Source organism: Pseudomonas sp. B21-017 (genome assembly GCF_024749245.1).
Lineage (GTDB): Bacteria > Pseudomonadota > Gammaproteobacteria > Pseudomonadales > Pseudomonadaceae > Aquipseudomonas.
The window spans coordinates 6,235,267-6,253,928 of record NZ_CP087194.1; the positions used below are offsets into that span (position 1 = coordinate 6,235,267).

An 18,662-nucleotide genomic window follows, 5' to 3' on the forward strand; every position below is an offset into this window, starting at 1 on the left:
TAGCAGTAATACTAAAACGAAAAGTACTAAGCGCCCTATGACCTTGCGCCCCCTATAAAAAATCCAATACTGAAGCTGGAGGGCTTGGCGATATACCCTAATATCATTTAAGAGAATTCTTAAATACCAGAACGAAATATACATAAGCATTCGGCGCGTCTAGGATAAAGCTCACCTAGGAGAAAATGCCTACAAACCCTTCGGATTTACCGCCTACCCATTGCAGCTTTACGTCGCGTATAACGGCCACCCAAAGACGCAAACCAAACTGCCTCAAAGGCCTGAACAATGAAAACACCATGGATTTACGGGTTACTTCTAATGCTCACGGCGCAGCACTCGCTGGCCGAGGACACCTCTGCGAAAGACACCGGCTCCTGGTATTTGCAGGCCAGCGTCTATACCAGACACTTCTCCCCCGACTCCGACCACAATAACAATCAGGACCTCATCGGTCTTGAGCGCGAGCAAGCGTCCGGTTGGTTGTTTGGTGGCGCAACTTTTCGCAACTCGTTCAGCCAGCGTTCATATTATGCGTATGCGGGCAAACGCTACGAGAGCGCTGACTATCCCGTGTACATAAAACTTACCGGTGGTCTGTTGCAAGGTTACAGCGGCAAGTCTCAGGACAAGATCCCTCTGAATCACTTCGGGGTCGCGCCGGTGATCATTCCTTCAGTCGGGGCACACTACGGACCATTGGCAGCCGAGCTGGTGTTGCTCGGCTTCAATGCCGCCATGGTGACAACCGGGGTGCGCTTCTAGAACGGTTCACGCACCTATGATCGCGGGGCGTAAGCAAATACATCGGCACGCATTTGATGGGCATCCATCCCCGCTTCGACCAAAGCATCGAGCGTGCCATAGACCATGGCTGGAGAGCCGCTGGCATAGACGTGCAGTGCTTTCAGATCAGGGAAATCTTCACACACCGCCTCATGCAACATGCCGCAACGCCCCTGCCAGCCGCATTGATCGCTGACGACTTTATGCAGGAACAGATTGGGCAGCTTCAGCCATTCATCCCAATGTTCGATCTCATAAAAGTCTTCGGGACGACGTACGCCCCAATACAGGTGCACCGGATGCTTGAAGCCCGTGGCGCGGCAATGTTCGATCAGGCTGTGAATCTGGCCCATGCCGGTACCGGCAGCAATCAGTACGAGAGGACCGTTCGGCAGTTCCGCCAGATGGGTGTCGCCGAACGGCATCTCGATCCGCACCATCGGGTTGCGCTGGAGCTGTTCGATCAGGCTCAGCGCGCTGCTTTCGCGCGCCAGCACATGAATTTCCAGGTCGCGGCCGGAATGCGGTGCAGAGGCCAGGGAAAAAGCGGATTTCTCGCCACTCTCACGCTCGATCATCAGGTACTGGCCGGCGTGATAGCGCGGCGGCTTGCCCGCTGGCGCACGCAGACGCACGCGCCAGGTATCGCCACCGACGTCCCTGCATTCAATGACCTGACACGACACGCTGCGCACCGGCAGTTCTCCCAGCGCGAGCACGCCATCCCACAACACGATGCAGTCTTCCAGCGGCTCTGCAATGCAAGTGTAGAACTCGCCATGGTCGCGCACATCGCCAGCCTGTTCGACCCGCCCTTCCACCAGCAATGCGCCGCACACATGGCAATTGCCGTTACGACAGCTTTGCGGGCATTCATAGCCCAGGCGCCGCGCGCCATCGAGAATCCGCTCGCCGGGCAGAATCTCAAGCACTGCTCCGGAGGGCTGCAAGGTTACACGCATCAATCTATTCCTAACTGATTCCAGATGGCATCGATCCGTTGGGTAACGGCTTCATCCTTGACGATGACCCGGCCCCACTCACGGGTGGTTTCGCCTGGCCATTTATGCGTGGCATCGAGCCCCATCTTCGAACCCAGGCCGGAGACCGGCGAGGCGAAGTCCAGGTAGTCGATCGGCGTGTTATCGATCATCACCGTGTCGCGCTTGGGGTCCATGCGCGTGGTAATGGCCCAGATCACGTCGTTCCAGTCCCGTGCGTTGATATCGTCGTCGGTGACGATAACGAACTTGGTGTACATGAACTGTCGCAAAAACGACCAGACACCGAGCATTACCCGCTTGGCGTGACCGGGATACGACTTCTTCATGGTCACGATGGCCATGCGGTACGAGCAGCCTTCGGGCGGCAGGTAGAAGTCAGTGATCTCCGGGAATTGCTTCTGCAGGATCGGTACGAACACTTCGTTCAGCGCCACACCGAGAATCGCCGGCTCATCCGGCGGACGGCCGGTGTAGGTGCTGTGGTAGATCGGCTTGATCCGATGGGTGATGCGCTCGACGGTGAACACCGGGAAGCTGTCGACTTCGTTGTAGTAGCCGGTGTGGTCGCCGTACGGACCTTCATCGGCCATTTCGCCCGGATGGATCACGCCTTCGAGGATGATTTCGGCAGTGGCCGGTACTTGCAGGTCGTTGCCGCGGCATTTCACCAGTTCGGTGCGATTGCCCCGCAGCAGACCGGCGAAAGCGTATTCGGAGAGGCTGTCCGGCACCGGCGTCACGGCGCCAAGAATGGTGGCCGGGTCGGCGCCCAGCGCCACGGACACCGGGAACGGCTGGCCGGGGTGTTTTTCGCACCATTCGCGGTAATCCAGCGCGCCGCCACGGTGGCTCAACCAGCGCATGATCACCTTGTTGCGACCGATCACCTGTTGACGGTAAATGCCGAGGTTCTGGCGATCCTTGTTCGGACCTTTGGTGACAGTCAGGCCCCAGGTGATCAGCGGGCCGACATCGCCTGGCCAGCAGGTCTGCACCGGCAACATCGCGAGGTCGACATCGTCGCCTTCGATGACCACTTCCTGGCACACCGCGTCTTTGACGACTTTCGGCGCCATCGAGATGATCTTGCGAAAGATCGGCAGCTTGGACCAGGCGTCCTTCAAACCTTTCGGCGGCTCGGGCTCCTTGAGGAACGCCAGCAACTTGCCGATTTCGCGCAACTCGCTGACCGATTCGGCCCCCATGCCCATGGCCACCCGCTCGGGGGTGCCGAACAGGTTGCCGAGCACCGGAATGTCATAGCCGACAGGTTTTTCGAACAGCAACGCCGGGCCCTTGGCCCGTAGCGTGCGATCGCAGACTTCGGTCATCTCCAGCACTGGAGAGACGGGGATCTGGATGCGTTTCAACTCTCCGCGCTGCTCAAGCTGCTGCACGAAATCCCGAAGATCCTTGAATTTCATTTGACGATGGCACCCCTAAAATAGGCGTACATCCTACCTGCTCTGCCGCCCAAACAGCAGCCTGTCAGTGCGCAGCAGCAATCAATTGTGATTTGCACCCAGCAGCACCGGGGCAAACAACGGGCTCAAGCGGGCACTGCCGGCGTCCGAAAGATGATCCTCGTCCTTGTACTGCGAATGACCATTGACCTCGATACTGCAAATCTGGCCCACACACATCAATGGCGTGGGATCGATGACATGCACACCTGAGTCGGCGGCACTCATCGAGTCGAACAAGGTATTGAGAAAACGCTGGCGCGCTAGATGCTCTTCGAGCGGTCGGCCCAGTCCCTCGGCCGATCGCCCGATGCGGGCCAGGCTCGTCAGTCGGTCAATGGAGCCCTTGCGCCGCAGCGGCACTTCCTTGAACAACCAGACTTGCGCGCCCGCGCCTCTTATCGCCGCCACCCGCGCCTTGAGCGCCATGGCCATGCGTTCCTCGGCCTGAGCCATATTGTCATACTGATTAAGCAGGACCTTTTTATCGCCGTCTTCGCGACCGTAAATGTACAGGTTCCAATTGGATGCCAGCACCACATCCTTGATCTGCAGACTGCGAACCCGCTCCATTGTCTGCTCGTTGAAATCCTTGCAACGCTGGCGCAGGTCATTGCTCAGAACCGGCGGACAGGCACTCATGCTGTAAAGCCATACCGGGCGACCCTCGCGCTTTGCGCTACTTTCGATCGCCGGTAACAGCGCGGCCGCGTGACTGTCGCCCCAGAACATTTGTGTCGCCGGAATCTCTTCGTTACCACCCACCAGACACGCCTTGTCCAGTTCTTTGTCCGAAGTCACCAACATGCATTTCATCTGCCCGGCCCGCCACTCTCGAGACTGCGCATATTCCAGCGCTTTGCCGGTAAGGCGTTGAGGAAAACCGTCCGCCGATCGCACCATCGAACCGGTGACGGCCAGCGCGATCATGGCTAGCAAGCCCCCCAATAACACAGGCTTGCGTCCGGCAAGCAGGAGCCGTTCACGGAATGGAAGCTCGACGAAGCGCCAGCTCAACCAAGCAAGCCCGAGCGCCAATAGCATCCAGCCCGTAGCCTCCAAGGGCTGAATGCCGTCGATCGAAGTGGCATTGGCGTAGACATAGACCGGCCAGTGCCACAAATACAAGGAATAGGAGAGCAAGCCGATCCATACCAGCGCGCGAGCACTTAAAACCTGACCACTCCATGTAGAACCGTACCCGCCAGACCAGATCAGCGCGGTTGCACCGAGCACAGGCAGCAGTGCCGCCCAGCCTGGGAACACCGTCGCCTTGTCAAAAGTGAAAACTGCCACCAGGACCGCCGTTAACCCGGCCACTCCCACAGACTGATAGAGCCAGGGCCGCACAGCCTGTTTTGAGGCGGGCAAGACCGCAAGCATGGCACCGCACAAAAGCTCCCAGGCGCGTGTCGGCAGCGAGAAGAAAGCGACGTCGGGCTTGCGGTCGATATAGGCAATATTGAGCCCAAAAGACACCAGCAGCATGGCAAACAGCATCCAGCGCCAATGGCGTACATGGCGCATCAACAACACCATCAACAGCGGAAAGAAGATGTAGTACTGCTCTTCAACGGCCAGGGACCAGGTATGCAGCAGCGGCTTCAATTCCGACGCAGGCTGGAAGTAGCCGTCTTCGCGCATGAACAGAATATTTGAAATGAACAGCGACTGATAACGAACCGTTCTTCCCAACTCGGAGAAGTCCTTGGCCGTCAGCAGCAACCAGCCCAGAGCCAGCGTCGCCAGCAGCACCACACTCAGGGCCGGAATGATCCGTCGTGCACGGCGAGCCCAGAAATCGACGAAGCTGAAACGCTGCGCGCCGATCTCACGGAACAGAATGCTGGTAATCAGGAATCCGGAAATGACAAAGAAGACATCGACACCGACAAAGCCACCGCTGAAAGTGCTGAAGCCAAAATGAAACAGCACGACCGGAATAACGGCCAGAGCCCGCAATCCGTCGATATCACGGCGATTGCCAAATGTGTGCATAACGTTCCTTGTCGTTCCCGATACAAAGCTGATTGAAAAGGGACTCACCGGTAGCGCGACTGCGGAGATTCGACGGAGATCAACTTCTGGAAAGATCTGTCAAAACACTTGACTCAATCGCCAGCCAGATTGAATACAGGGGCAATTGATCTGCTGTTAGCGGGCGGCGGCACCCATTGAATGGGCTCCAGTTTACAGCACGACAAGTATCAATCCAGATACAAAATACCGAGCGCAAAAAAAAGAGCGCCCTTTTGGGGGCGCCCTTCTTTGAAGCGTTTGTCCCGTCCTGGACAGGTTTAACCAACTCCAGGACCAGACAGTACTTCGTGTTACTTGCGCTTCATCGACAGGAAGAACTCGTCGTTGGTCTTGGTCTGTTTCAGCTTGTCGACCAGGAACTCGATGGCAGAGACTTCATCCATCGGGTGCAGCAGTTTGCGCAGGATCCACATACGCTGCAGTTCGTCGTCGGCTGTCAGCAACTCTTCGCGGCGAGTACCGGAGCGGTTGATGTTGATGGCCGGGAACACACGTTTTTCGGCGATCTTGCGATCCAGAGGCAATTCCATGTTGCCGGTGCCTTTGAATTCTTCGTAGATCACTTCGTCCATCTTCGAACCGGTTTCAACCAGCGCGGTAGCGATGATGGTCAGCGAGCCGCCTTCTTCGATGTTCCGTGCAGCACCGAAGAAACGTTTCGGTTTCTCCAGGGCGTGGGCATCGACACCACCGGTCAGCACCTTGCCGGAGCTCGGGATCACGGTGTTGTAGGCACGCGCCAGACGGGTGATGGAGTCGAGCAGAATCACCACGTCCTTCTTGTGCTCGACCAGGCGCTTGGCCTTCTCGATCACCATTTCGGCAACCTGCACGTGGCGGGTTGGCGGCTCGTCGAACGTCGAGGCAACCACTTCGCCGCGCACGGTGCGCTGCATTTCGGTCACTTCTTCCGGACGCTCGTCGATCAACAGCACGATCAGGTGAACTTCAGGATTGTTACGCGCGATGTTTGCCGCGATGTTCTGCAGCATGATCGTTTTACCGGCTTTCGGCGGAGCGACGATCAGGCCGCGCTGGCCTTTGCCGATCGGGGCGCACAGGTCGATGACACGACCGGTCAAGTCTTCGGTGGAACCGTTACCGGCTTCCATCTTCATGCGCACAGTCGGGAACAGCGGGGTCAGGTTCTCGAAGAGAATCTTGTTTTTCGCGTTCTCGGGACGATCGTAGTTGATCGTGTCGACCTTGAGCAGCGCGAAATACCGCTCGCCTTCCTTCGGAGGACGGATCTTGCCAACGATGGTGTCACCGGTGCGCAAGTTGAAGCGACGGATCTGGCTCGGCGAGACGTAGATATCGTCCGGGCCGGCGAGATAGGAAGCGTCAGCGGAGCGCAGGAAGCCGAAGCCGTCCTGGAGAATCTCCAGCACGCCATCACCGGAGATTTCCTCGCCGCTTTTAGCGTGCTTTTTGAGCAGGGAGAAAATCACGTCCTGCTTGCGCGAACGGGCCATATTTTCTATGCCCATCTGTTCGGCCAATTCGAGCAGTTCGGTAATCGGCTTTTGCTTGAGTTCAGTCAGATTCATATAGGAATGACGTAATCATTTATGGAGGGGGGAAATTAAGCTTTTGGCTTAATGAGGCCGCGCCGCAGAGAAGGCGACAGGATCGCGTACTTATTCGAAAAGGAGTGCGTCGGCGACGGCTAGCAGGGGGCAGTGGAGAAACCAGTGCGGGGCCGAATGTACCACCTGAGTTTCGGAGCGTCTAGCCCTCAATAACGAAAAGGCCCCGCATAATGCGGGGCCTTTTCATGACGCTTTATAACAACGCTTAGATGTTGGCGTCGAGGAAAGCGGCCAATTGCGACTTCGACAGCGCACCGACCTTGGTGGCTTCGACGTTGCCGTTCTTGAACAGCATCAGCGTCGGGATACCACGCACGCCATGCTTGGCCGGGGTTTCCTGGTTCTCGTCGATGTTCAGTTTGGCAACGGTCAGCTTGCCTTTGTAGGTCTCGGCAATTTCGTCCAGGACAGGAGCGATCATTTTGCAAGGGCCGCACCACTCAGCCCAGTAGTCGACCAGTACAGCGCCTTCGGCCTTGAGTACGTCGGCCTCGAAGCTAGCGTCGCTAACGTGTTTGATAAGATCGCTGCTCATGGAAGTCTCCAGGTTGTAAGCAAAAAAACGTGGCCCATCATAGCTGCCCTTCCCCCGTTCAGGAAGCCGCAGATGATTGAGTCTCGCTATGGTGGCCCATGAATTTGGGTATAGCTCAAGTCACGAGGTGGCGGGAGCGACGAAGGCAATCCCGGTGCGCAGGGCGGCGTTGCGCACATGCTCCTGCATGGCCTTCTGTGCGGCGCCGGACGATCGGCGCGCCAGTGCACGGAGGATTTTACGGTGTTCCTGCCAGGTTTCCATGGCCCGTTCGGCCCGGATGAACGGTAGCTTCTGGCTCTCCAGAAAGATGTCGGCGCTGGCTGTCAGGATGCTCAGCATCGCCTGATTGCCGCTGGCCAGGAGGATGCGTCGGTGAAACTCGAAGTCCAGTCGCGCCGCTGCATCGAAGTTGGCGGCACGCAGTTCGTTGCGCATGGCGGCGACGTTGTCTTCCAGGGCATCGAGATCCTCGGTGCTCAGGGTCACGGCCGCCAAACCCGAGGCAAAACCCTCCAGCGCATAGCGCAACTGGAAGATGTCCAGCGGCGATGCCTGGGCCGCGAATGGCCAGCCCGGCACCGCCTCGCCCCGGGGCAGATCGACCGGTGACTGCACGAACACGCCCTTGCCCGGCTGGATGCTGATCACGCCCAGCGCACTCAGGGACGACAACGCCTCGCGCAACGACGCCCGGCTGACCCCCAATTGCACCGCCAGGTCCCGTTGCGAAGGCAAGGCATCACCCGGCCCGAAACCTTGCTCGGTGATCAGTTTGCGGATGGCTTGCAGCGCCACTTCAGGTACTGCACGGGAGATCGAATTCATGGTTTCTTCAGACGAACCAGGCCAATGAGCGGCTAGTTGTAAAGCTATTCGCGACGTCCGGCAAGTCGTGCCCCATGGGGGTTCGGGAGTTTTCACGATTGCGCCATCAAGGTGCGAAATGCCACCTAACTGTTCAGACCAGTAAGACCGAGAAACACCAGCAAAACCGTGGCCTGCAACCCCTGAAACCGAATCTTGGCATGGCCCGTGCTCTGTCGATCCGCAGAAATCACTTCCCGCCGATCCGGAGATTTGCCATGACCCAGCGTTACAGCGCCCTCCTCGCCGCCCTGTTTGCCAGCCTGATGCTGAGCCAGGCACCTGCCCACGCCGACGGTCTGGAGGATGTGGTCAAACGCGGCACCCTCAAAGTCGCCGTGCCCCAGGACTTCCCGCCGTTCGGTTCAGTCGGCCCCGACATGAAACCGCGCGGCCTCGACATCGACACCGCCAAACTGCTGGCCGACCAACTCAAGGTCAAACTCGAACTGACCCCGGTCAACAGCACCAACCGCATCCCGTTCCTGACCACCGGCAAGGTCGACCTGGTGATTTCCAGCCTCGGCAAGAACCCTGAACGCGAGAAAGTCATCGATTTCTCCCGTGCCTACGCGCCGTTCTACCTCGCCGTGTTCGGTCCGCCAGACGCCGCCATCAAGGGTTTGGACGATCTCAAGGGCAAAACCATCAGCGTCACCCGTGGCGCCATCGAAGACATTGAGCTGACCAAAGTCGCCCCCGAAGGCGTGACTATCAAACGCTTCGAAGACAACAACTCGACCATCGCCGCCTACCTTGCCGGGCAAGTCGACCTGATCGCCAGCGGCAACGTGGTGATGGTGGCTATCAGCGAGAAAAACCCGAAACGCGTACCGGCCCTGAAAGTGAAGCTCAAGGACTCGCCGGTGTACGTCGGTGTGAACAAGAACGAGCCGGCGTTGCTGGACAAGGTCAATCAGATCCTCACCACCGCCAAGGCTGACGGTGCGCTGGAAAAGAACTCGCAAACCTGGCTGAAAGAACCGCTGCCGGCCGATCTCTGATCGTTCGCTCGGGAGACGACTTATGGCTTATCAGTTCGATTTTTTGCCGGTGGTGGAAAACACCGACCTGCTGCTGCGCGGTGCGTTGTTCACCCTTGAGCTGACGGCCGTTGGCGCAGTGTTCGGGGTCGCTCTGGGCATCATCGGCGCACTGGTGCGGGCGTGGAACATCCGCCCGTTCGCCGGCATTTTCGGGGTCTACGTCGAGTTGATCCGCAACACACCCTTTCTGGTGCAGTTGTTTTTCATCTTCTTCGGTTTGCCGTCGCTGGGCCTGCAGATTTCCGAATGGCAGGCGGCGGTGCTGGCGATGGTGATCAACCTGGGCGCCTATTCGACCGAGATCATCCGCGCCGGCATTCAAGCGATCCCCCGCGGACAACTGGAAGCCGCAGCCGCCCTCGCGATGTCGCGTTTCGAAGCCTTCCGCCACGTGGTTCTGCTGCCGGCACTGGGCAAAGTCTGGCCGGCCCTGAGCAGCCAGATCATCATCGTCATGCTCGGCTCGGCGGTCTGTTCGCAGATCGCCACCGAAGAGCTGAGTTTCGCCGCCAACTTCATTCAGTCGCGCAACTTTCGCGCCTTTGAAACCTATGCGCTGACCACGCTGCTCTACCTGTGCATGGCGCTGCTGATCCGCCAGCTGCTGAACTGGATCGGTCGCCGCTACATATCCAAGAGCAGCGCAAGGAGCAGCCAATGAGCGATTTCACCTTCTGGGACATCCTGCGCAACCTGCTTACGGGCCTGCAATGGACGCTGGCGTTGTCGCTGGTGGCGTTTATCGGCGGTGGGCTGATCGGTTTGCTGATCATGGTGATGCGGATTTCTAAGAAATCCCTGCCCAGCCACGTCGCCCGCACCTACATCGAATTGTTCCAGGGCACGCCGCTGTTGATGCAGCTGTTTCTGGTGTTCTTCGGTGTGGCCTTGGCCGGTGTGGAAATTTCACCGTGGATGGCGGCGGCAATTGCCCTGACACTGTTCACCAGCGCCTACCTGGCAGAGATCTGGCGCGGTTGCGTCGACTCGATCCCCAACGGCCAGTGGGAAGCCTCGTCGAGCCTGGCGCTCAACCCGCTGGAGCAATTGCGTTACGTGATCCTGCCACAAGCACTGCGCATCGCCGTGGCGCCGACCGTGGGCTTCTCGGTGCAAGTGGTCAAGGGCACCGCCGTCACCTCGATCATCGGCTTCACCGAACTGACCAAGACCGGCGGCATGCTCGCCAACGCGACCTTCGAACCCTTTATGGTCTACGGCCTCGTCGCCCTCGGTTACTTCCTGCTCTGCTACCCCTTGTCCCTCAGTGCGCGCTACCTGGAAAGGAGACTGCATGCCTCTGCTTAGAATTTCCGCCCTGCATAAATATTACGGCGACCACCATGTACTCAAAGGCATCGATCTGAGTATCGAGGAAGGCCAGGTGGTGGCGATCATCGGTCGCAGCGGCTCGGGCAAGTCCACCTTGCTGCGCACCCTCAATGGTCTGGAATCGATCAATGACGGTGTGATCGAAGTCGACGGCGAATACCTCGACGCCGCCCGCGCCGACCTGCGCAGCCTGCGGCAGAAAGTTGGGATGGTGTTCCAGCAGTTCAACCTGTTCCCGCACCTGACCGTCGGCGAAAACGTCATGCTTGCGCCACAAGTGGTGCAGAAAGTGCCGAAAGCCAAAGCCACCGAGCTGGCGCGACAGATGCTGGAACGGGTCGGGCTGGGCGAGAAATTCGACGCCTTCCCGGATCGACTCTCTGGCGGCCAGCAACAGCGGGTGGCGATCGCCCGGGCGCTGGCCATGTCGCCGAAAGTCTTGCTGTGCGACGAAATCACCTCGGCCTTGGACCCGGAACTGGTCAATGAAGTGTTGAGCGTGGTCCGGCAACTGGCCAGGGAGGGTATGACATTGATCATGGTCACCCATGAGATGCGTTTTGCCCGGGAGGTGGGCGACAAATTGGTGTTCATGCACCAGGGCAAGGTGCATGAGGTGGGAGATCCGAAGGTGTTGTTTGCCAATCCGCAGACGGCGGAGCTGGCGAACTTCATTGGGACCGTGGAGGCGGCGGGCTGAACCGCTGTGGCGAGGGAGCTTGCCCCCGCTCGGCTGCGCAGCAGTCGTAAACCTGCTGGCCGGCTTTTCCTGAAGCACTGCGTTGAATGGTTTTGGGGCCGCTGCGCTGCCCAGCGGGAGCAAGCTCCCTCGCCACAGGAACCCACGTCGTCCGTGCGCTGGATCAAGGCATTAAACCGTACGCGTTGGCGCGAGCGTTTGATCGTGGCAGGATGTCGAGGTTATCGACCGAGACCCCCTGACCATGCCGCTATCCCAAGTCAAGAATCTGTCCCTGATCGCCGCAATCGACCTGGGCTCCAACAGCTTTCACATGGTCGTGGCCAAGGCCCAGAACGGCGAAATCCGGATTCTCGAGCGTCTCGGGGAGAAGGTTCAGCTGGCCGCCGGTATCGACGAAGAGCGTCAACTCAGCGAAGAATCAATGCAACGCGGGCTCGATTGCCTGAAGCGCTTCGCCCAACTGATCAGCGGTATGCCGCCCGGCACCGTGCGGATCGTCGGCACCAACGCCCTGCGCGAAGCCCGTAACCGCGGTGAATTCATCCATCGGGCCGAAGAAATCCTCGGCCATCCGGTAGAAGTCATCTCCGGCCGTGAAGAAGCGCGCCTGATTTACCTCGGCGTCTCCCACACCCTCGCCGACACCCCGGGCAAACGCCTGGTGGCCGACATCGGCGGCGGCAGTACCGAATTCATCATTGGCCAGCGCTTCGAACCGCTGCTGCGCGAAAGCCTGCAAATGGGTTGCGTCAGCTATACCCAACGCTATTTCAAGGACGGCAAGATCACCCCGGCCCGCTACGCCCAGGCGTACACCGCGGCGCGGCTGGAGATCATGAGCATCGAACACGCCCTGCACCGCCTGACCTGGGATGAAGCCATCGGCTCCTCGGGCACCATTCGCGCCATTGGCCTGGCGCTGAAGGCCGGCGGGCATGGCACTGGCGAGGTGAACGCCGAAGGCTTGGCCTGGCTCAAGCGCAAGCTGATCAAGCTCGGTGATGTCGAGAAAATCGACTTCGAAGGCATCAAGCCCGACCGCCGGGCGATCTTTCCCGCCGGGCTGGCGATTCTCGAAGCGATCTTCGATGCCCTCGAACTGCAACGCATGGACCACTGTGAAGGCGCCCTGCGCGAAGGCGTGCTCTATGACCTGCTGGGCCGTCATCATCACGAAGATGTCCGTGAGCGCACGCTCAGCTCGCTGATGGAGCGCTACCACGTCGACCTGGAGCAAGCCGCGCGGGTCGAACGCAAGGCGCTGCATGCCTTCGATCAAGTGGCCGCGGACTGGGACCTGGACGACGGTGTCTGGCGCGAACTGCTGAGCTGGGCGGCCAAGGTCCACGAAGTGGGCCTGGACATCGCGCACTATCAGTACCACAAACACGGCGCCTACCTGATCGAGCACTCGGACCTGGCCGGATTCTCCCGCGAAGACCAACTGATGCTCGCGCTACTGGTGCGTGGCCACCGTCGCAATATTCCCAAGGACAGGTTTGCCGATTTTGGCGACGACGGCATCAAGCTGATTCGCCTGTGCGTGCTGCTGCGCTTCGCGATTCTGTTCCACCACATCCGTGGCACCCAGGAAATGCCACAGGTCGTGCTGCACGCCAATGGCGACAGCCTGGATGTGTTATTCCCGGAACATTGGCTGGATGACAACCAGTTGACCCAGGCCGACTTCGCCCTGGAAGCCGAATGGCTGACCCGCGTCAGCTTCGTGCTGAACGTTCGCTAAGCCTGTGGTGAGGGAGCTTGCTCCCGTTGGGCCTCGCAGCGGCCCCAAAAGAAGGACTGCTACGCAGTCCAGCGGGAGCAAGCTCCCTCGCCACAGTTATTCATCGCTCATCGCTCGGGCGAGGTAAAAAAAATGGCGATCCACATGGATCGCCATTTTTTATCGCCCAAGGTTTGCGTTAACGCACCGCCAGAATCGGGCTGCCCAACCGCTCCAGCAAGGTGGCCTGGGCGCTGCGCGGGTTCTGGTTGCCGGTCGGTGTATTACGGACGTAGCGACCATCCGACTGCAGGCTCCAGCTGTGGGTGTTGTCGGTAAGATAAAGCTCCAGCTCTTTCTTGACCCGCAAAATCAGCTTCTTGCCCTCGACCGGGAAGCAAGTCTCGACGCGCTTGTCGAGGTTGCGTTCCATCCAGTCGGCACTGGACAGGAACATCTGCTCTTCACCGCCATTGAGGAAGTAGAAGACCCGGGTGTGTTCCAGGAAACGACCGATGATCGAACGTACGTGGATGTTGTGCGATACCCCGGCGATGCCCGGTCGCAGGCAGCACATGCCGCGCACCACCAGATCGATGCGTACCCCGGACTGGCTGGCCTTGTACAACGCGCGGATGACCTTTGGATCGGTCAGCGAGTTGAACTTGGCGATGATGTGCGCCGGTTTGCCGTCGAGGGCGAATTGCGTCTCCCGGGCAATCATGTCGAGCATGCCCTTCTTCAACGTGAACGGCGCGTGCAGCAGTTTTTTCATGCGCAGGGTTTTACCCATGCCGATCAACTGGCTGAACAGTTTGCCGACGTCTTCGCACAAGGCATCGTCGGAGGTCAGCAGGCTGTAGTCGGTGTACAGACGGGCGTTGGCCGCGTGGTAGTTGCCGGTACCCAAGTGAGCGTAGCGAACAATCTCGCCGGCTTCGCGACGCAGAATCAGCATCATCTTGGCGTGGGTCTTGAAGCCGACCACGCCGTAAATCACCACGGCGCCGGCCGCCTGCAGACGGCTGGCCAGCTGCAGGTTGGATTCTTCATCGAACCGCGCGCGCAATTCGATCACCGCCGTCACTTCCTTGCCGTTCCGCGCCGCATCCACCAGCGCATCGACGATCTCCGAGTTGGCGCCGCTGCGATACAACGTCTGGCGAACCGCCAACACGTGTGGATCCTTGGCCGCCTGACGCAGCAAGTCGACCACCGGGGTGAAGGACTCGAACGGGTGCAGAAGCAAGATGTCCTGCTTGCTGATCACGCTGAAAATGTTCTCGCTGTTCTGCAGCAGTTTCGGGATCTGCGGGGTGAACGGCGTGTATTGCAGCTCCGGATGACTGTCCAGGCCGGTGATGCTGAACAGCCGGGTCAGGTTGACCGGACCATTGACCTGATACAGCTCGGTCTCCTGCAGGTTGAACTGCTTGAGCAGGTAATCGGACAGGTGTTTCGGGCAGGTGTCGGCCACTTCCAGCCGCACCGCATCACCATAGCGACGGGAGAACAACTCGCCGCGCAGGGCGCGGGCCAGGTCTTCCACGTCTTCGGTATCGACCGCGAGGTCGGCGTTCCGGGTCAGGCGGAACTGGTAGCAGCCCTTGACCTTCATGCCCTGGAACAGGTCGTCGGCGTGCGCGTGGATCATCGACGACAGGAATACATAGTTGTCACCCGGGCCGCCGACTTCTTCCGGCACCTTGATGATCCGCGGCAGCAGACGCGGCGCCGGGATGATCGCCAGGCCGGAATCGCGACCGAAGGCGTCGATGCCTTCGAGCTCGACGATGAAGTTCAGGCTCTTGTTCACCAGCAACGGGAACGGGTGCGTCGGGTCGAGGCCGATCGGGGTGATGATCGGCGCGATCTCGTCGCGGAAATAACGGCGGACCCAAGTCTTGAGCTTGGTAGTCCAGTAACGACGACGGATGAAGCGGACCTGATGTTTTTCCAGTTCCGGCAATAGAATGTCGTTGAGAATCGCGTATTGGCGGTCGACGTGACCGTGCACCAATTCGCTGATGCGAGCCAGGGCCTGATGCGGTTGCAGGCCATCGGCGCCAGCCTGTTCACGGGCGAAGGTGATCTGCTTCTTCAGGCCGGCCACACGAATCTCGAAGAACTCGTCCAGGTTGCTGGAGAAGATCAGCAGAAACTTCAGCCGCTCCAGCAATGGGTAGGACTCATCCAGCGCCTGTTCCAGCACGCGGATGTTGAACTGCAGTTGCGAGAGCTCGCGATGGATGTACAGGCTGCTGTCATCCAGACCGGGAATGGCAATCGCTGGCGCCGCCACAACGGGCTCGGCCACCACCGCAGGTGGAGCGGGCTCCAGCTCCGGCGGAGTTTCAGCGATTTGCTCCACCACAGGTTGAGCGTCTTTTACGGCAACTTCAGTGAGTCCTTCGGTATTCATCGAATGTTCCTGGGAGGGCTATTTTTGCTCTCGTAACAATTGAGCAGCACGGACGGCAAAGTAAGTCAGGATGCCATCTGCGCCTGCACGTTTAAAAGCGGTCAGGGATTCGAGGATAACCCCTTCGCTCAACCAGCCATTCTGGATCGCCGCCATGTGCATGGCGTATTCGCCGCTGACCTGATACACAAAGGTCGGCACTTTGAACGCTTCCTTGACCCGATAAAGAATATCCAGATACGGCATGCCTGGCTTGACCATGACCATGTCTGCGCCTTCTGACAAGTCGGCCGCCACTTCGTGCAGGGCTTCGTTGCTGTTGGCCGGGTCCATCTGATAGGAGGCCTTGTTGGCCTTGCCCAGGTTCAACGCCGAACCCACCGCATCGCGGAACGGGCCGTAGTAGGCACTGGCGTACTTGGCCGAGTAGGCCATGATCCGCACATTAACGTGCCCCGCCAGCTCCAGCGCTTCGCGGATCGCCTGAATGCGGCCGTCCATCATGTCTGACGGAGCCACCACTTGAGCGCCGGCTTCGGCGTGGGACAAAGCCTGCTTAACCAGTGCGTCGACGGTGATGTCGTTCTCTACGTAGCCTTCTTCGTCGAGGATGCCGTCTTGCCCATGAGTGGTGAACGGGTCCAGGGCGACGTCGGTGATCACACCCAGCTCCGGGAACTGCGCACGCAGAGCGCGGGTAGCGCGCTGGGCGATGCCGTTGGGGTTCCAGGCTTCGGCGGCATCCAGTGACTTGAGTTCCGGTGGCGTCACCGGGAACAGTGCCAGCGCCGGAATGCCCAGCTCGACCCACTTGGCAGCCTCTTCCAGCAACAGATCGATGGTCAGGCGTTCGACGCCCGGCATCGATGCCACTGCTTCGCGACGGTTTTCACCGTCCAGCACGAACACCGGCAGGATCAGGTCATCGACGGTCAGTACGTTTTCACGGACCAGACGACGCGAAAAATCATCACGACGGTTGCGACGCAGGCGGGTTGCAGGAAACAAACGGTTGGCGGGGGTAAAGCTCACGGCAGACTCCTGAGCCCGCGCTGGCGGGCGAGCGTGACAGTTATAAGCGGCCATTATGACCAACGTATGACAGTTGTGTGCACCCCTGTGACAGGTAGCCGCATTCCATTGTCCTTGTAGGAAATGTTCACGTCGAGACACATTTGGACACTTTCATGAATGTGCACGAAGGGTTAGGCTGCGCGTTCATTTCGCCAGCACCCAGACAATGCTCCAACAATTCCTACATGACTTCGGCTACTTTGCCCTGTTCCTCGGCACGTTTTTCGAAGGCGAAACCATTCTGGTACTCGCAGGCTTCCTCGCGTTCCGTGGGTACATGGACATCAACCTGGTGGTGGTCGTGGCGTTCTTCGGCAGTTATGCCGGCGATCAGCTGTGGTACTTCCTGGGGCGCAAGCACGGGCGCAAATTGCTGGCGCGCAAACCGCGCTGGCAATTGATGGGCGATCGGGCACTGGAACATATCCGCAAGCACCCGGACATCTGGGTGCTGAGCTTCCGCTTTGTCTATGGCTTGCGCACCGTCATGCCGGTGGCAATCGGTCTGTCGGGCTATCCGCCGGGACGCTATCTGCTGCTCAACGGGATTGGCGCGGCCATCTGGGCTGCGGCGCTGGCAGCGGCTGCGTATCACTTCGGCGCGGTGCTCGAAGGTATGCTGGGCAGTGTCAAGAAATACGAGCTGTGGGTGCTGGGCGCCCTGCTGGTCCTGGGCTTTGTCCTGTGGCTGCGGCGGCGCTTCAAGAATGCCCGCTTGGCGAAAAAGATCTACGCCGATGAGCAGGCATTGAAAGCCGAACAGGCCAAGTCCAGCGAACCTACGACGCCCATCGAGTGACGCGGTTTCTACAGCAGTAGAGACCGATGCCGCTGAGCAGGCTGTAACTGAGCAGCACCACCCAGCCCACCGCGCTGCCCGGCCATAGCCCGACCATCGGTGCCAGCCACACCAGCGGCAGGTTCGACACCAGCCGCAACAGCTCCAGCTTCAACGCCTGCGGGCGATTCTCCAGGGCTGCACCCAACACGAACAACCCCAACGCCACGGCGCCCCAACCCAACACCAGGGCTGCGGTCGGCAGGCTCTGCTCCAAGTTCATCAAGTAACTGCCCAAGGCGATGTAGACGCAGAACTGCAGCGCCACATACCACTGCTGACGTCCGTCCAGCGGCACCTCGAATTTGCGGAACTGAGCCAGGTCCGGCTTGTTCATCGGGTATTTGGCCGCCACGTCCGCCGGCCGCCAACCGGTGCGCATGAACCAGATCCGCAGCTTGTCCCACCAGCGCTCGGCGCGCCGGGCGTCATCCCACAACTGCGCGTAAAACTGCACGTTCGCCCACAACGGATTCCAGCTCGCCAGCGGCGTGGTCACGCCGAATATCACCGGTTCGTTATCGTCCTCTTCCTGGAACGAGCCGAACAGACGGTCCCAAATAATGAACACCCCGCCGTAGTTGCGATCCATGTAGAGAGCGTTCTGTGCATGGTGAGCCCGATGATTGGACGGCGTGACGAAGAACCACTCGAACCAGCCAAGTTTGGGAATATGCCGGGTATGCACCCAGAACTGGTACAGCAGGTTCAACGCCGCAACGCTGACGAACACCAGCAGCGGCACGCCGAGCACGGCCAGGGGCAGGTAGAAAATCCAGCTCAACAGAAACCCGGTGCTGGTCTGGCGCAGGGCCGTGGAGAGGTTGTAGTCCTCGCTCTGGTGATGCACCGAATGCGCGGCCCAGAGGATGTTGCGCTCATGGCCCATCCGGTGCAGCCAGTAGTAGCAGAAGTCGTAGAAGACGAATGCAAACACCCAGACCCAGACACTGTCGGCCGACAGCTCGATCAAGGCCAGATGTTCCAGGGCGAAGGCATAAGTGACCAGGCCGACACCTTTGGTCAACAGGCCCGTGGTAGTCGACAATACGCCGGTGCTGAGGCTGTTGATCGCGTCTGCCACGCGGTAATTGCTCACCCCGCGCCAACGGTCGGCCAACAACTCGACCGCAATCAGCACAAAGAAAAACGGCACCGCATACAGAATGAAGTTCATGACGCGACCTGATCGGAATCGTTCAGCAGAGATTAGGTGTAGCCGCGAATTAACCCTATG

The 18,662-nt window shown here is 59.4% G+C and carries 16 protein-coding genes; 7 read left to right on the forward strand and 9 right to left on the reverse strand.

The genetic code is table 11. The features are described 5' to 3' along the window. The first annotated feature begins 321 nt into the window (after positions 1–321). Positions 322–765: a hypothetical protein gene (locus LOY28_RS28430; RefSeq protein WP_019580529.1), complete on the forward strand. Its 444-nt coding sequence runs from the start codon at positions 322–324 to the stop codon at positions 763–765. 14 nt (positions 766–779) lie between these two features. On the opposite strand, the gene LOY28_RS28435 is transcribed toward LOY28_RS28430, so the two are convergent. The 6 genes from LOY28_RS28435 to LOY28_RS28460 form a co-directional block, all read right to left on the reverse strand. Then, positions 780–1,748, reverse strand: a complete 969-nt coding sequence (locus LOY28_RS28435; protein WP_018927572.1) for a CDP-6-deoxy-delta-3,4-glucoseen reductase — start codon at positions 1,746–1,748, stop codon at positions 780–782. Beyond that, positions 1,748–3,214, reverse strand: a complete 1,467-nt coding sequence (ubiD, locus tag LOY28_RS28440; RefSeq protein WP_018927571.1) for a 4-hydroxy-3-polyprenylbenzoate decarboxylase — start codon at positions 3,212–3,214, stop codon at positions 1,748–1,750. The genes LOY28_RS28435 and ubiD overlap by 1 nt, the downstream gene beginning before the upstream one ends. 81 nt (positions 3,215–3,295) lie before the next feature. Next, positions 3,296–5,251 (reverse strand): acyltransferase family protein, encoded by a 1,956-nt coding sequence (locus tag LOY28_RS28445; protein WP_258612825.1) that lies wholly within the window; start codon positions 5,249–5,251, stop codon positions 3,296–3,298. 332 nt (positions 5,252–5,583) lie between these two features. Continuing rightward, positions 5,584–6,843 (reverse strand): transcription termination factor Rho, encoded by a 1,260-nt coding sequence (gene rho, locus LOY28_RS28450; RefSeq protein ID WP_007899384.1) that lies wholly within the window; start codon positions 6,841–6,843, stop codon positions 5,584–5,586. Between the two features lie 247 nt (positions 6,844–7,090). After that, positions 7,091–7,420, reverse strand: a complete 330-nt coding sequence (gene trxA, locus LOY28_RS28455; protein ID WP_003206727.1) for a thioredoxin TrxA — start codon at positions 7,418–7,420, stop codon at positions 7,091–7,093. Between the two features lie 120 nt (positions 7,421–7,540). Then, on the reverse strand, positions 7,541–8,248 hold the full coding sequence (locus LOY28_RS28460) for a FadR/GntR family transcriptional regulator (RefSeq protein WP_018927569.1): 708 nt from the start codon (positions 8,246–8,248) through the stop codon (positions 7,541–7,543). Positions 8,249–8,505: 257 nt separating this feature from the next. Between LOY28_RS28460 and LOY28_RS28465 the strand changes: the two genes are divergently transcribed. The 5 genes from LOY28_RS28465 to ppx all read left to right on the forward strand — a co-directional run bounded on the left by LOY28_RS28465 (position 8,506) and on the right by ppx (position 13,112). Further along, entirely contained in the window at positions 8,506–9,291 is a 786-nt protein-coding gene (locus LOY28_RS28465) for a transporter substrate-binding domain-containing protein (RefSeq protein WP_018927568.1), read from the forward strand. A 22-nt stretch (positions 9,292–9,313) separates the two neighbouring features. Continuing rightward, positions 9,314–9,994 carry an amino acid ABC transporter permease gene (locus LOY28_RS28470; RefSeq protein WP_018927567.1) on the forward strand — a complete coding sequence of 227 codons (681 nt, stop codon included), beginning with the start codon at positions 9,314–9,316 and terminating at the stop codon, positions 9,992–9,994. Then, complete coding sequence (locus LOY28_RS28475; protein ID WP_138866484.1) at positions 9,991–10,641, forward strand: amino acid ABC transporter permease; 651 nt, start codon at positions 9,991–9,993, stop codon at positions 10,639–10,641. The genes LOY28_RS28470 and LOY28_RS28475 overlap by 4 nt, the downstream gene beginning before the upstream one ends. Beyond that, on the forward strand, positions 10,628–11,365 hold the full coding sequence (locus LOY28_RS28480; RefSeq protein WP_018927566.1) for an amino acid ABC transporter ATP-binding protein: 738 nt from the start codon (positions 10,628–10,630) through the stop codon (positions 11,363–11,365). The genes LOY28_RS28475 and LOY28_RS28480 overlap by 14 nt, the downstream gene beginning before the upstream one ends. 244 nt (positions 11,366–11,609) lie before the next feature. Further along, the gene (gene ppx / locus LOY28_RS28485; protein WP_258612826.1) at positions 11,610–13,112 is read left to right on the forward strand and encodes an exopolyphosphatase; all 1,503 of its coding nucleotides are present in this window, start codon (positions 11,610–11,612) and stop codon (positions 13,110–13,112) included. Between the two features lie 178 nt (positions 13,113–13,290). On the opposite strand, the gene ppk1 is transcribed toward ppx, so the two are convergent. Next, positions 13,291–15,513 carry a polyphosphate kinase 1 gene (gene ppk1 / locus LOY28_RS28490; protein WP_018927564.1) on the reverse strand — a complete coding sequence of 741 codons (2,223 nt, stop codon included), beginning with the start codon at positions 15,511–15,513 and terminating at the stop codon, positions 13,291–13,293. An 18-nt stretch (positions 15,514–15,531) separates the two neighbouring features. After that, positions 15,532–16,545, reverse strand: coding sequence for a porphobilinogen synthase (gene hemB, locus LOY28_RS28495; RefSeq protein WP_018927563.1), 1,014 nt, complete (start codon positions 16,543–16,545; stop codon positions 15,532–15,534). A 208-nt stretch (positions 16,546–16,753) separates the two neighbouring features. On the opposite strand from hemB, the gene LOY28_RS28500 reads away from it, so the two are divergent. Then, positions 16,754–17,386 (forward strand): DedA family protein, encoded by a 633-nt coding sequence (locus LOY28_RS28500; RefSeq protein ID WP_018927562.1) that lies wholly within the window; start codon positions 16,754–16,756, stop codon positions 17,384–17,386. On the opposite strand, the gene LOY28_RS28505 is transcribed toward LOY28_RS28500, so the two are convergent. After that, entirely contained in the window at positions 17,367–18,602 is a 1,236-nt protein-coding gene (locus LOY28_RS28505) for a sterol desaturase family protein (RefSeq protein ID WP_018927561.1), read from the reverse strand. The two genes, LOY28_RS28500 and LOY28_RS28505, sit on opposite strands and share 20 nt — an antisense overlap. Positions 18,603–18,662 lie beyond the last annotated feature (60 nt).